The organism is Pigmentiphaga humi, assembly GCF_900606115.1.
Lineage (GTDB): Bacteria > Pseudomonadota > Gammaproteobacteria > Burkholderiales > Burkholderiaceae_B > Pigmentiphaga > Pigmentiphaga humi.
This window is the reverse complement of the sequence record NZ_UWPJ01000005.1, coordinates 263,263-275,372: the sequence shown is the minus strand read 5'-3', so window position 1 is coordinate 275,372 and position 12,110 is coordinate 263,263. Positions and strand designations below refer to the sequence as shown.

Here is a 12,110-nt window from a genome sequence, read left to right as displayed (position 1 = left end):
CGCGGATCCCCGCGCGTCGGCTTGCGAATCGGGAAGCGTCGCACCGGCATGCGCCGCGCGCATGCCGTCCAGGCTCGAAATCTTGGTTCGCCGCCCGCCGCGGCGCTTCCCCCATGGTTGGTCCGGAAGGACCATCGAGCCGGCCGGTATCCGGGCTGGCATCCATGGCCGCATCCCCTTCCCATGCGCAAGCCCGCCGGAGGATGCGGCGGACCAGGCACAGTGGGATCGATGCGGCTGTCGCGGCGGCGTCCGGGGGACTACCGGCGGCGACGGAGGCTTACCGTTGCGGGGGCAGCACAGGTTAGATCCCTTGAAAGGGTCCTCCTGTTTCCCGTTTAACTGTCAAGCACCGACTCGGCGGCTACTCTAGCACGCTGCACCGCGCTTGCCGCCCGCTCAGGCCGCGCAGCGCCGCAAAAACATTCGTATATGTTGCATAACGGCCGCGTTGAACCCGCAGAACAGTTCGAGCCGACGAAGCACGTTGGATCTAGACCCAGGGCACAGCGGATCCGGCTCCGCCGGTCCGCCAGTGCCGCCCCCTCGAGGGGGCCCGCGCAAGCGGGTAGGGGGTGGGCTTCCCCTTGGTGGGCTTCCCTGGTCTTCCCTTTATACGGTGTAATCGCCATTGGCCTCGGGCTGGTAGTCGATGCGCGTGGCGCGCAATTCGCGGCGTTCGCCGTCCGGCGGCGTCCAGCTGATCGTGCCGGGCACGCGGACGCCCAGCAGGGCTGCGCCCAGCGGCGAGAAGACCGACACCAGCCCCTGCGCGGCATCGGCCTCGTGGGGGTAGCACAGCGTGAGCAGCCGCGTGCCGGTTTCGTCCTGGACTTCGACGCGGGTGTGCATGGTGACGACGTCGGCCGGCATTTCGCTCGGCTCGAGCTGGTCGGCCTGGTCCAGGGCCTGGGCGACGTGGGCCTGGGTGGTGCCGGGCGGAGGATCGCGGTCCAGCCGGCTGAGCAGGCCCGTGAGACGGACATAGTCCAGTTCGCTGACGGTAATGTATTCGGGGCTGGCAGTTTGCATGCCTGTCTCCTGGAAAAACGATGCGGCGCCACAAGGCGGGCGACGCGGATCAAGTTCGGTGGGAAGGCCCGGCGATCAAGCGCGGAAAGGCGCGATGGGGAGGGGTGGGGATCGCCGGGCTCAGCCGTGGAAGGCCGTGCGGGCGGTGCGCTGAATGGACGCGCGCACGATGCCCTGGCGCGCAAGCGTGCGCGCCGGGCAGGATCGATGCGAAGAAGAGGGTGCCGGAAAGGCACGCCGTTGGCGTTCCATAAGACTAGGATAGCCCAACCTGGCGGAAAGCTTCAAACTCCCTCGGACAGCGTGGCCAGCCAGGCATCGAAGTCGGCGTATACCGGCGTGGCCAGTTCGGGCGCTTCGTGCAGTACATCGTGAAAGGCCTGGTGGTACCAGCGCAGCGCGAGCTTGCCCGGGGCGGCATGGTCGGCAAAGCGGCGGCTGCCGGCAGGCGGGACGACCGTGTCGGCGCCCGCGACCATCAAGAGCGTACGCGGCGCGAGCCGGGAGGCTTCGGCGATGGACTGCTCGCCCGCCTCGGCGATGAAGCGCATCAGGCGCGCGCTGACGCGGTCGTGCACCAGGGGGTCCTGGGCATAGGCATCGACCACGGCCTGTTCGTGCGTGAGCTTGTCCAGCTTCAGGCGGCTGCGCACGCGCAGGTTGGGCGCATGGCTGCCCAGTACGTCGAGCAGCCAGCGCTGCCGGGCCGGCAGCGTCATGCCGAACGCGGGCGAAGACAACGCCAGCCCGGCCAGCGGCGCGCGGCCGCGCAGCGCCACGCGCGCGGCGACCAGGCCGCCCAGCCCGTGGCCGATCAACAGCGGCGGCGCGCCGGTTTCCTGCAGATATTCGCCCAGCCGATGTTCCGCATCCACGACCAGGTCGTCCTGGGTGCGCAGCGCGCCGCGCTTGCCGGCCGAGCGCCCATGGCCCCGGTGATCGTGCGCTGCCGCCGACCATCCCCGCGCCGCCAGCCAGCGCGCCAGGCCCTCGTAGCGGCCGGCATGCTCGCCCAGGCCGTGCAGCAGGTAGGCCGGCCGCAAGCCTGGGGGGCGGGGCGCGTCCCATCGGTACGCCGCGAGTTGCGTGCCGTCGGGAGCGGTCGTCATGGAAATCAGCGACAATTCGGCTCCTGTATCGGGGGTGGTCGATCGTAGCGTCGATTGTCGCCCAGTGTCCGGGCTCGGGCGCGGCGGACGGGTGTAACTGCTTGTACCGTTTTGTCGCGGAATCCCGCGGTGCGCAGGGGCCGCGCGCACCGGCGATCACAATGGAACCCTAGAACACGCCGTCGAATGCCAGGAAAAATGCCTCTATGAATGCGCTGTCCCGATTCTTCCTGCTCCTGTGCCTGACCGGCCTGGCTGCCTGTTCGCCCAAGTACGACTGGCGCGAGATGCCCGCGGCCGACGGCGCCGTCCGTGTCACCTTTCCCGCCAAGCCCCGGCCTGACGCGCGCGACGTGGTGGTAGCCGGCCATACCCTGCCGCTGGTGTTCGAGATCGCGCCGGTGGACAGCTCCATCTTCGCCGTCGGCCACGTCGTGCTGCCCGAGGCCATCCTGGCCGATCCCGCCGAACTGGCCAAGGTGGCCGATGCGTTCGAGGAAGTGCTGCGCGCCAACCTGCAAGGCACGCTCAGCCAGCGCAAGGATGTGCGGCTCAAGCAGGCGCAGTCGGATACGCGCAAGCTGTCGCGCGCGGTCGAGCTGGAGATCCACGGCACCGTGGCTGCCACGCCGTCCTGGCTGCTCGGGCGGGTGTATTTGCTGGGCGACCGGCTGATCGAAGTCGTCGCGCTGGGCCGCGAAGACGAACTGCCGCGCGAGGTTGCAGAAAACTTCATGCAGTCGGTGCGGGCCGATTGACGCATGGAGTGCCGTGCCCGCTGCGGGGCCTGCTGCACCGCTCCGTCCATTTCCAGTCCGATACCCGGCATGCCGTCCGGCAAGCCTGCGGGCGTGCGCTGCGCCCAATTGGACGAACACGAGCGTTGCCGGATCTTCGGCGATCCGGCGCGGCCGGCGGTGTGCGGTTCGCTGGCGCCCAGCATGGACATGTGCGGCGACAGCCGCGAGCATGCCATGCGGTGGCTGACGCATCTGGAGCGGGCAACGCGGCCGGAGTGAACGGGGCATGCCTTCCCGCCCCGCATGCCGGCGGCAGGTTCAACCGGCCACCGGCGAACCCAGCAGCCACAGCAGGAATGGCGCGATCACCAGGAAGACCGCCGTCGAAATCAGCACGGCGCCGGCCGCGGCATCGCCCATGTCGGTATAACGCCGCGCGTACATATAGCTGACCACCGCGCAGGGCATGCCCATCTGCAGCGCGATATTGCCGATCATGTCGGCGGGCAGCCCCACCAGCCAGGCCGCCGCGGCGCCGCTGGCCAGCCCGAACACCAGCCGCATGGCGCTGATCAGGGCGCCCAGCCGCAGGCCCGAGGCCGGGATCAGCGCCAGCGCGTGGCCCAGGCCCAGCAGCATCAGCGGAACGGTCATGCTGCCCAGGAGCTGCGCCGATTCCATGATCCATTGCGGCGGCGCATAGCCCAGCAACCGGCAGGCCACGGCCGCCAGCGAAGCGATCAGGATCGGGCTTTTCCACGGCGCGGGCATGCCGCTGGCGCTGGGCAGCGTGCGCACGCCCAGCGTGTGCTGGATGAAGGAACAGACCGCGAAGAACGCGATCGACGTGGTCAGCCCGGAGTCGCCGAAGGCCAGTTGGGTGACCGGCAGGCCGAGGTTGCCGGCGTTGGGAAACGTCGTGGTCTGCAGCAGTTTGCGCACCGGCAGCTTGCACAGCTTGAGCGCCGCGGCGGAGATGGCCATGCAGAGCGCCAGCGACAGCACCGTCGCGCTGGCAACCGTGGCCATGATCTCATTGCTCAGGCGTGTGGTGACCAGGGTGTAGAAGACCAGCGCCGGCGTGGTGACGTTGGTGGCCAGCACCGTGATGAACTGGGCCGGAAAAGGATGGCCCATTTTGCCCCAGGCGGTGCCGACGCCGATCACGACCATGAGCGGAGCCAGCAGGCTGAGTATGGTGAAGTAGATGTGGAAGACGCCCATTACGGCATCCTCGGCGCGGCGCGGGGAAGAAGGAGGCGGATCGGGGTCGGCGGAAAGATAACGGTGGCGGCGGCGTTGCCGCCGGAATCGGACGTGGGCATGGAGCGGATCTGGACTGCGGCTGGGCGTGCGCGCCGCCGCCATCTGGGCAAGCCCCTAGGATATCGTGAAACGATGCGGGCTGGACTATGGACGCTTTTCCTTCGTATGCCAGAGCCGCGGGTATCAGCCTTGGGCATGGTGCTTTCCAGCGCATGGGCGAGGGGCAATGAGTCATATTCAATCGTAGTGATTAAGTTGGCTGGGTTCAATGTTCCGAAATCGGCCGAAAACGCGCATGCGTCAGCATCGATGCGGCGTTCGCACGGGTCACCTCTCCGCCAGCGGCCGCCGATACTGGATGGCCTCCGCCATATGCGCGACGCCGATATCGGGAGCGGCCTCCAGATCCGCCAGCGTGCGCGCGATCTTGAGCACTCTGTGCGCGGCGCGGGCCGACCAGGCGAAGCGGCGCATCGCGTCTTTCCACAAGGCCCTGGCGGCTTCGTCCGGCTGGCAGTGTTCGTCGATGCCGCGCGTCGGCAGCAGGGCATTGCAGCAGCCCTGGCGACGATGCTGCGCGGCGAGGGCCGCGGCGATGCGCGGACGGATGGCGGTGCTGGGTTCGCCCGCGGGGAGTTCGGTCCAGTCGTCTCCCGGTGCCGGCACGTCCACTTGCAGGTCGATGCGGTCGAGCAGGGGACCGGAGATGCGGCTCCGGTATGCCGCGACCTGGTCCGGCGTGCAGGTGCAGGCGCGTACGTTGCTGCCGCGCCAGCCGCACTTGCAGGGATTCATCGCGGCCACGAGCTGGAAGCGCGCCGGATACGTGGTGCGGTGCATGGCGCGCGCGATGGCGACGTGGCCGGTTTCCATGGGTTCGCGCAGCATGTCGAGTACGTGGCGTCCGAACTCGGGCAGTTCGTCCAGGAACAATACGCCCAGGTGCGCGAAGGTGATTTCGCCGGGGCGTGGACGCGTGCCGCCGCCGACCAGGGCGGCGCTGGAGATGGAGTGATGCGGCGCGCGGAACGGGCGCAGGCCGAAGGCCGGCGGGGCGCCGCCGGCCAGCCCCGCGATGGCGGCGGCTTCGAGGGCGCTGTCGCGGTCCAGTGGCGGCAGCAGGCCGGGCAGGCGCTGCGCCAGCATGCTCTTGCCCGATCCGGGCGGCCCGGCCAGCAGCATGTTGTGGCCGCCGGCCGCCGCGACTTCGAGCGCGCGCCGGGCCTGCGCCTGGCCGCGCACCTCGGACAGGCAGAGCAGCTCGGGGCCTCGCGCGGATGCGGGCGGAGCCGCCACGCCCAGGTCGAGTTTCTCTTCGAGGCCGGCGACCACGTCCTGCAGCGTGGTGGCGCCGAGCACGCGCAGGCCCGGTACCTGGGCGGCCTGGCGCGCGCTGTCGACGGGCAGCAGCAGCGCGGCATCCGGCCGGCGGCGCGATACCGACAGTGCGATGGCCAGGGCGCCGGCGATGGGCACCAGCGCGCCGGTGAGCGACAGTTCGCCGGCCAGCACCAGCCGTTCGAGCATCGGCGGACCGCTGGCGTCGGGCTTGCGCTGCATCAGCGACGGCATGGCGATCTGCCCCGACGCGAGCAGCACGCCGATGGCGATGGGCAAGTCGAAGCGCCCGGATTCCTTGGGCAGGTCGGCGGGCGCGAGATTGACGGTGAGCCGGCCCGCGGGAAACTCGAAGCCGCTGCTGAGCAGCGCGGCCCGTACGCGTTCGCGGCTCTCGCGGACTTCCGTGTCGGCCAGGCCGACCACGGTGAACGCGGGCAGGCCGGAACCGAGGTGGACTTCGACGCGCACCGGAGGCGCTTCGATGCCGGTCAGGGCGCAGCTGGAGAGAACGGCCAGGGTCATGGTGGGCGGATGGCGGGCAACCGCGCCAGTATGGCGTGCCCGGAAGCCCGCGGGTGGCCCGGCTGGGACCAAATGCTCATAGCCGCGGCTAGAAAAAGGCGGCCGCCCGGCGGTTGCCCGCTCAGTCCGTCAGCGCGTCGAGATCCGGCGGCGCGGCCGTGATTTTCTCCAGCAGGTAGACCAGCGCCACCTGTTCGGCCGGGGTCAGTCCTTCCATGGTCAATTCCGCGACGCGCTGAGAGCGCGGGCGCATGGCGTTGACCAGTTCCTGGCCGTCGGGCTCCAGCGTCACGATGGCTTTGCGCTTGTCTTCCGGATCTTGGCGCGCGGCGACCAGCCCCCGCGCTTCCAGCCGCTTGACCACGTCGCGCGTGGTGGCCGCGTCGATGGTGGCATGGCGGCCGATCAGTGCCAGCGAGCATGGGCCGTGCTTTTCCAGGACATACATCACCGCGAACTGTACCGAGGTCATGCGCGGGTCCACGCACAGACGGCTGTAGATCGCCTGGTTCTTCTGGACCGCCTTGCGCAGCAAATGCCCCACCTGCTTGTGCAGCTCGAATTCCGTGCTCATCGTTTCTTGTCTCTTTATTTGGATGTATACGTTGACTTAAATTCTATCATTAGGGGTAAACGAGCATTAAAATTGAACGTGTACATTGTATTATTTCGCCATGAAGCCGACGCCCTTCCTATATGCCAGACCCGCCAGCGCGCACGAGGCCGTGACGCTGCTGCAGCGCTATGCGGATTCTGCGAGGGTGCTGGCGGGCGGCCAGAGCCTGGTGCCCATGATGAATTTTCGCATCGCCCGGCCCGAGGTGCTGGTCGACCTGGGCGGATGCGGCGAGCTGGCTTTCATCCGCCGCGACGGCGAACGCCTGGAGATCGGAGCGATGACCCGCCAGGGCGTGGCCGAACGCGACGATACTGTCCGGGCCATGTGCCCGCTGATCTGCCTGGCGCTCGGCAATGCCGGCCCGGTCCCGGTCCGCAACCGCGGTACGGTGGGCGGCATGCTCGCCAATTGCTATCCGGCGGCCGACCTGGTCTGCGCGGCGCTGTGCCTGGACGCCGAACTGGACGTGCTCGGGCCGTCGGGCCACCGGATCGTGGCGGCTCAGGAGTTCTTCATCGCGCAGTTCACCACCGCGCTCGAACCCGACGAACTGCTGTACGGCTTTGCCATCGCTTGCAAGCCCGGGCGCCGCTATGCCTACGGGAAGCTGAGCGACCACCCCGCCGGAGCCGCGGCGGTCGCCATCGCGCTCGCGGCCATCCCGGCCGGCGAGGCCGAGCCGCTCGCCGAGGTCGCGGCCTGCGGCCTGGGGTTCGATTCGGTCGCCGTGCGCCTGCCCGGCCTCGAACACGGCCTGTCCAGCCATCCGCAGCCCGACCTCGCGGACATCCGCGCCTGGCTGGCCGAAGACATGGCGCAGTTCGGCGCCGACCCGCAGGATGCGGCCACGGCCTACAAATTGCACGCCGCGGCCGCGCTGGTGGCCCGGTCGCTGCCGGATCTGTGCCGTCCGCCGGAAGGCGCCGGCACAAGCATGGTGGAACACTGATGTCGAGCCACCCCGTCTCCCTCGGCAATGACCAGGCCGGCCGCATCGGCGACGCCGCCGCCAGGGTGGAGGACGATCGTCTCCTGACGGGGGCGGGCTGCTTTCTCGACGACATCCGGAGCATCGACGGCCTGCCGCTGCTGCATGCCTGTTTCGTACGCAGCGCCCATCCGCATGCGCGTCTGGGAACGGTCGACGTCTCCGCCGCGCTGGAACTGCCCGGCGTCGTTGCGGTGCTGACCGGGCAGGACCTGGCGGAACGGGTCCTGCCGGTATATGCGGATATGGTTCAGCCGGGCTATGCGCGGACGCGGCGAGACGTGCTCGTGCGGGACAAAGTCCGTTTCGTGGGCGACAGCATCGCGCTGTGCGTGGCCCGGGACCCCTACGAGGCCCTGGACGCCAGCGAGCTGGTCCAGGCCGACCTCGATCCGCTGCCCGCAATCGCATGGATAGACGATGCGCTGGCAGAGGGCGCGCCGCTGGTCCACGACGCCGCAGCCGGCAACCGTGTCTTCCAGTCCGGTTTCGCCACGGACGGTTTCGAAGCGGCGCACCGCGCGGCGCCGCTGCATCTGCGGGAAGAGTTCCGCACGGGCCGCATCGCCTGCGTATCCATGGAGCCGCGCGGCTGCATCGCGCACTACGATGCGGCGTCCGGTCATCTGCGCTTCTGGTCGTCGACCCAGGTGCCGCATATCCTGCGCACCTGCCTGGCCGAGCATCTGGCCATGGATGAAGCGCACGTCACGGTCCTCGTGCCCGACGTGGGCGGAGGCTTCGGCGGCAAGACGACGGTCTATCCGGACGAGATCGCCGTTGCCGCGGCGGCCATACTGCTCGGGCAACCCGTCAAATGGGTGCAGGACCGCTACGACGACCTGCTCACCACGTCGCAGGCGCGCGACCACCGCTATCGCGTCGAGGCCGGATTCGACGAGCAGGGGCGGCTGCTCAGCGTCGACGTGGACCTGGCCGTCAACGTGGGCGCGTATCCCATGCTGCCGTTCGGATCCAGCCTGGAGGCCAACGGCGCGCCCCGCAATATTCCGGGCCCCTACGCGCTGCGCAATTTCCGCTACGAGACGCAGGCGGTGCTGAGCAATACCTGCGGCATCGGCGCCTATCGCGGCGTGGCCGCGCCCCTGGCCTGCTTCGTCATGGAAGGGCTGATGGAGCGCATCGCCGCGCGGCTGGGCATGGACCCTGCCGAAGTGCGGCGCCGCAACCTGGTGACCGACTTTCCCTATGTCAATGCGATGGGCCTGACCTACGACGACGGGTGCTTCGTACCCGCCCTCGACCGCGCTCTGGAATTGATCGATTACGTGGGATTCCGCGCCATGCAGGCGGCCCAGCCGCCCGCGGCGCGGGTACGCCGGGGCCTGGGCCTGGCCGTCTTCACCGAGCAGACCGGCATGGGCCGCGCGCGCTACAAGGCTCGCGGCCTGCTGCGCATCTCCGGCCACGAAGGCGCGCGCGTCGCGCTGGAACGGGACGGCATGGTGACGGTCTTCGTCAGCCAGGTGTCGCAGGGGCAAGGGCACCAGACGGCTTTCGCGCAGATCGCGGCCGATGTCCTGGCCTTGCCGCTGGCGGACGTGCGCATCGTCGCGGGCGACACCAGCCGCACGCCGTCGGGCACCGGCACCTTCGCCAGCCGCGGCATGGTGCTGACGGGCGGCGCGGTGTTCGAGGCCGCCTCGGTATTGAAGCAGCGGCTGGCCGCGCTCGCCGCGCGCGCACTCGAATGCGGGCCGGAGCAGCTCGAATTCGCCGACGGCCTGGCGCGCCGCATCGACAACCCGGCCTGCGCGGTCGACTTCGCCGAACTGGCCCGCCGGCACGACCGGGAGCAGCCGGGAATTCCCTGCAGCGTCGAGGCCGAGCACGATATTCCCGGAATCCGCCTGGCCAGCGGGGTCCACGCCGTGACGGTGCGGGTCGACCTGGACACCGGTACGGTGGAGATCGACGACTACGTCGTCATCCACGATTGCGGCCGCATGATCAATCCGGTCATGGTCGACGGCCAGATCCAGGGAGCGGTCGTGCAAGGCATAGGCGAGGTCCTGCAGGAGCAGTTTTCGTATGCCCGGGACGGCACGCCGCTGAGCGTGAGCCTGCTGGACTACCACCTGCCGCGTGCCAGCGCGCTGCGCGGCATGGTCATCGAGCCCATGCATTCCGAGGAAGGCGGAAAGGTGTTCAAGGGAGTGGGCGAGAGCGGCACGATAGGCGCCGTGCCCGCCTTGGCCAATGCGATTGCCGATGCCTTGTCGGCGCTGGGCGTGAGGCCCGCCCAGCTGCCCTTGGACCCGGCGACCTTGAGCGGCCTCATCAGGCAGGCGGAAGGCCGGCGCGCCGCGGAGGCAGGCAATGAGTGAACACGTACACGTATGCGACCCGGTGGATGCGTCTTGCCCCGAGGCGAATGCCGCGGCACGGCAGCAGAACGACCCGGCCGGCGAAGCCACCGTCACGCTGCGGATCAACGGACGCGAAGTGACCCGCACCGTGCCCTGCCGCCTGCTGCTGGCGGATTTCCTGCGCCATCACGCCGGGCTCACCGGCACGCACATCGGCTGCGAGCATGGCGTCTGCGGGGCGTGCACCGTCATGGTCGACGGCGCGACCGCGCGCAGCTGCCTGATGTTCGCCGTCCAGGCCGCGGGCTGCGATATAGGCACGGTCGAGGGCATGGCCGCCGGGGCAGAACTCGATGCGCTGCAAGAGGCGTTCAAGCGCCGCCACGCGCTGCAGTGCGGCTTCTGTACCCCCGGTTTTCTCGCCGTGGCGGCCGAGCTGCTGCGGCGCAATCCCGACCCGAGCGCCGACGAGGTGCGTGCCGCGCTGGACGGCAATCTGTGCCGCTGCACGGGCTACATCAACATCGTCGCGGCCGTGCTGGACGCGGCTGCGCGGCTGCGGCCGGACCGCTGATCCGTCCTCGGCGGCGCCGAGGGAATGGTCCCGGCTGGAGCGGGACGCACTGCAAGCAAAGGCAATCGAACATGCAGATGGAAGACGAACAGCGGCTGCCCGCCGCACAGGACGCGGTGTGGGCGGCGCTCAACGATCCCGAGGTGCTCAGGCGCGCCTTGCCGGGGTGCGCGGAGCTGGTCCGCACTGGCGAAGACGGCTTCGACGCGGTCGTGGAAATCAAGATCGGGCCGATGAAGGTTCGCTTCAAGGCCAAGGTGGCCCTGTCCGAGATCGAGGCGCCGTCGGGCTATGTGATCAGCGGCGAGGGCGTCGGCGGCGTGGCCGGCTTCGCCCAGGGTTCGGCCCGCATCGGATTGCAGCCGGTATCGGCCGGCGAGACCCTGATGCGCTACCAGGCGGAAATGAACATAGGCGGCAAGATCGCCCAGCTCGGCGCCCGCCTCATCGACAGCACCGCGCGCAAGTACACCGAGCAGTTCTTCGCGAATTTCCGTTCGATTCTGGGACCCGCGCCGGACGCCGCGAGCGGCGCGGCGGCAGCGGGAATTTCCGAAGGGCAGGGCGGCCGCTCTCCCGATCTCTGATAGGGCTCATCATGAACGTCTACCGGTTCAAACGAAGCTTTATTGCGCTGGCGTCCGGCATGCTGCTCTGCGGCGCGGCGCTCGCCCAGGACTTCTCCAACAAGCCGATCCGCATCTTCGTGCCCAATCCGCCCGGCGGCGGCGCCGACCTGATTGCCCGCCTGATCGCCAGCAAGCTGGCCGCCGGGCTGGGCACGGTCGCGGTCGTCGAGAACAAGCCGGGCGGCAGCTCGATCATCTCTACCGATGCGGCCGCCAAGGCCGCGCCGGACGGCACCACGATGGCCTTGATCACCGATACCCATTCGATCAATGCCGTGGCGAACGCGAAGCTGCCCTACGATTCGATCAACGACTTTGCGCCCGTGGCGCAATTGATCCGCGGCGACTGGATCCTGGTGGCCAGCAAGGCGTCCGGGATCACCAGCCTGCAGGACCTGATCGCCAAGGCCAAGGCGCAGCCCGGGCGCTTCTCGTACGGTTCGACCGGAATCGGATCGGTGCACCACCTGGCCACGGAGCTGGTGGCCGAGAAAGCGGGAATCAAACTTACCCACGTGCCCTACAAGGGGGTTTCCCAAGCCCTGGCCGACGTGCTGCCGGGGCACATCGACCTGCTCATTTCAGGCACGGCCGGGTCGATCATTCCGGAAATCAATGCGGGCAAGCTGGCCGGCCTGGCCGTGACCGGCGACAAGCGGCTGACAGGCGCGCCCGGCACGCCCACCTTCGCGCAGGCCGGGCTGCCCCAGTTCCAGACCACCTTCTGGTACGGCTTGGTCGCGCCCAAGAACACGCCTGCCGACGTGGTCTCCAGGTTGAACGCCGAGGTCGTCAAGGCCCTGCGGTCGGACGACGTGCGCGAGCAGCTCGCCAAATACGGCATGCAGGCCGCGCCGCCGCTCACGCCCGCCCAGTTCCGCCAGTTCATGATCGATGACGTCGCGAAATACAAAGATCTCATCGAAACCACGGGCACCCGTCTCGAGTAAGGTCAAGGAG

General features: G+C 69.0%; 12 protein-coding genes and 1 riboswitch. Of the genes, 7 read left to right on the top strand and 5 right to left on the bottom strand.

Annotated elements, in window-relative coordinates; genetic code table 11:
• Positions 1 to 124 precede the first annotated feature (124 nt).
• Positions 125 to 372, bottom strand: a riboswitch (cobalamin riboswitch).
• Positions 373 to 612: 240 nt separating this feature from the next.
• Together rnk and PIGHUM_RS01625 are read right to left on the bottom strand one after the other, a co-directional pair.
• On the bottom strand, positions 613 to 1,032 hold the full coding sequence (rnk, locus tag PIGHUM_RS01630) for a nucleoside diphosphate kinase regulator (protein WP_124077498.1): 420 nt from the start codon (positions 1,030 to 1,032) through the stop codon (positions 613 to 615).
• A gap of 284 nt (positions 1,033 to 1,316) precedes the next feature.
• Complete coding sequence (locus tag PIGHUM_RS01625) at positions 1,317 to 2,156, bottom strand: alpha/beta hydrolase (protein ID WP_246012859.1); 840 nt, start codon at positions 2,154 to 2,156, stop codon at positions 1,317 to 1,319.
• Between the two features lie 191 nt (positions 2,157 to 2,347).
• Between PIGHUM_RS01625 and PIGHUM_RS01620 the strand changes: the two genes are divergently transcribed.
• Together PIGHUM_RS01620 and PIGHUM_RS01615 are read left to right on the top strand one after the other, a co-directional pair.
• Positions 2,348 to 2,899 carry a hypothetical protein gene (locus PIGHUM_RS01620; protein ID WP_124077497.1) on the top strand — a complete coding sequence of 184 codons (552 nt, stop codon included), beginning with the start codon at positions 2,348 to 2,350 and terminating at the stop codon, positions 2,897 to 2,899.
• 3 nt (positions 2,900 to 2,902) lie between these two features.
• A complete protein-coding gene (locus PIGHUM_RS01615; RefSeq protein ID WP_124077496.1) occupies positions 2,903 to 3,160 on the top strand; it encodes a YkgJ family cysteine cluster protein in 258 nt (85 codons plus the stop codon).
• Between the two features lie 39 nt (positions 3,161 to 3,199).
• Here PIGHUM_RS01615 and PIGHUM_RS01610 read toward each other — a convergent pair whose 3' ends face one another.
• The 3 genes from PIGHUM_RS01610 to PIGHUM_RS01600 all read right to left on the bottom strand — a co-directional run bounded on the left by PIGHUM_RS01610 (position 3,200) and on the right by PIGHUM_RS01600 (position 6,584).
• A complete protein-coding gene (locus PIGHUM_RS01610) occupies positions 3,200 to 4,105 on the bottom strand; it encodes an AEC family transporter (protein ID WP_124077495.1) in 906 nt (301 codons plus the stop codon).
• 369 nt (positions 4,106 to 4,474) lie between these two features.
• Positions 4,475 to 6,010: a YifB family Mg chelatase-like AAA ATPase gene (locus PIGHUM_RS01605; RefSeq protein ID WP_124077494.1), complete on the bottom strand. Its 1,536-nt coding sequence runs from the start codon at positions 6,008 to 6,010 to the stop codon at positions 4,475 to 4,477.
• 121 nt (positions 6,011 to 6,131) lie between these two features.
• Positions 6,132 to 6,584: a MarR family winged helix-turn-helix transcriptional regulator gene (locus PIGHUM_RS01600; protein WP_124077493.1), complete on the bottom strand. Its 453-nt coding sequence runs from the start codon at positions 6,582 to 6,584 to the stop codon at positions 6,132 to 6,134.
• Positions 6,585 to 6,684: 100 nt separating this feature from the next.
• On the opposite strand from PIGHUM_RS01600, the gene PIGHUM_RS01595 reads away from it, so the two are divergent.
• The 5 genes from PIGHUM_RS01595 (at position 6,685) to PIGHUM_RS01575 (ending at position 12,100) form a co-directional block, all read left to right on the top strand.
• On the top strand, positions 6,685 to 7,578 hold the full coding sequence (locus PIGHUM_RS01595) for an FAD binding domain-containing protein (protein ID WP_124077492.1): 894 nt from the start codon (positions 6,685 to 6,687) through the stop codon (positions 7,576 to 7,578).
• On the top strand, positions 7,578 to 9,965 hold the full coding sequence (locus PIGHUM_RS01590) for a xanthine dehydrogenase family protein molybdopterin-binding subunit (RefSeq protein WP_124077491.1): 2,388 nt from the start codon (positions 7,578 to 7,580) through the stop codon (positions 9,963 to 9,965). Before PIGHUM_RS01595 ends, PIGHUM_RS01590 begins: the two co-directional genes overlap by 1 nt.
• The gene (locus PIGHUM_RS01585) at positions 9,958 to 10,521 is read left to right on the top strand and encodes a (2Fe-2S)-binding protein (protein ID WP_124077490.1); all 564 of its coding nucleotides are present in this window, start codon (positions 9,958 to 9,960) and stop codon (positions 10,519 to 10,521) included. The genes PIGHUM_RS01590 and PIGHUM_RS01585 overlap by 8 nt, the downstream gene beginning before the upstream one ends.
• A gap of 71 nt (positions 10,522 to 10,592) precedes the next feature.
• Positions 10,593 to 11,108, top strand: coding sequence for an SRPBCC family protein (locus PIGHUM_RS01580; protein WP_124077489.1), 516 nt, complete (start codon positions 10,593 to 10,595; stop codon positions 11,106 to 11,108).
• A gap of 11 nt (positions 11,109 to 11,119) precedes the next feature.
• Positions 11,120 to 12,100, top strand: coding sequence for a Bug family tripartite tricarboxylate transporter substrate binding protein (locus PIGHUM_RS01575; protein ID WP_124077488.1), 981 nt, complete (start codon positions 11,120 to 11,122; stop codon positions 12,098 to 12,100).
• Positions 12,101 to 12,110: the final 10 nt, after the last annotated feature.

Coding starts and splice junctions, on each gene's coding strand:
- rnk (WP_124077498.1), bottom strand. CDS start 1,032: ATGCAAACTGCCAGCCCCGAATACATTACCGTCAGCGAACTGGACTAT.
- PIGHUM_RS01620 (WP_124077497.1), top strand. CDS start 2,348: ATGAATGCGCTGTCCCGATTCTTCCTGCTCCTGTGCCTGACCGGCCTG.
- PIGHUM_RS01615 (WP_124077496.1), top strand. CDS start 2,903: ATGGAGTGCCGTGCCCGCTGCGGGGCCTGCTGCACCGCTCCGTCCATT.
- PIGHUM_RS01610 (WP_124077495.1), bottom strand. CDS start 4,105: ATGGGCGTCTTCCACATCTACTTCACCATACTCAGCCTGCTGGCTCCG.
- PIGHUM_RS01605 (WP_124077494.1), bottom strand. CDS start 6,010: ATGACCCTGGCCGTTCTCTCCAGCTGCGCCCTGACCGGCATCGAAGCG.
- PIGHUM_RS01600 (WP_124077493.1), bottom strand. CDS start 6,584: ATGAGCACGGAATTCGAGCTGCACAAGCAGGTGGGGCATTTGCTGCGC.
- PIGHUM_RS01595 (WP_124077492.1), top strand. CDS start 6,685: ATGAAGCCGACGCCCTTCCTATATGCCAGACCCGCCAGCGCGCACGAG.
- PIGHUM_RS01590 (WP_124077491.1), top strand. CDS start 7,578: ATGTCGAGCCACCCCGTCTCCCTCGGCAATGACCAGGCCGGCCGCATC.
- PIGHUM_RS01585 (WP_124077490.1), top strand. CDS start 9,958: ATGAGTGAACACGTACACGTATGCGACCCGGTGGATGCGTCTTGCCCC.
- PIGHUM_RS01580 (WP_124077489.1), top strand. CDS start 10,593: ATGCAGATGGAAGACGAACAGCGGCTGCCCGCCGCACAGGACGCGGTG.
- PIGHUM_RS01575 (WP_124077488.1), top strand. CDS start 11,120: ATGAACGTCTACCGGTTCAAACGAAGCTTTATTGCGCTGGCGTCCGGC.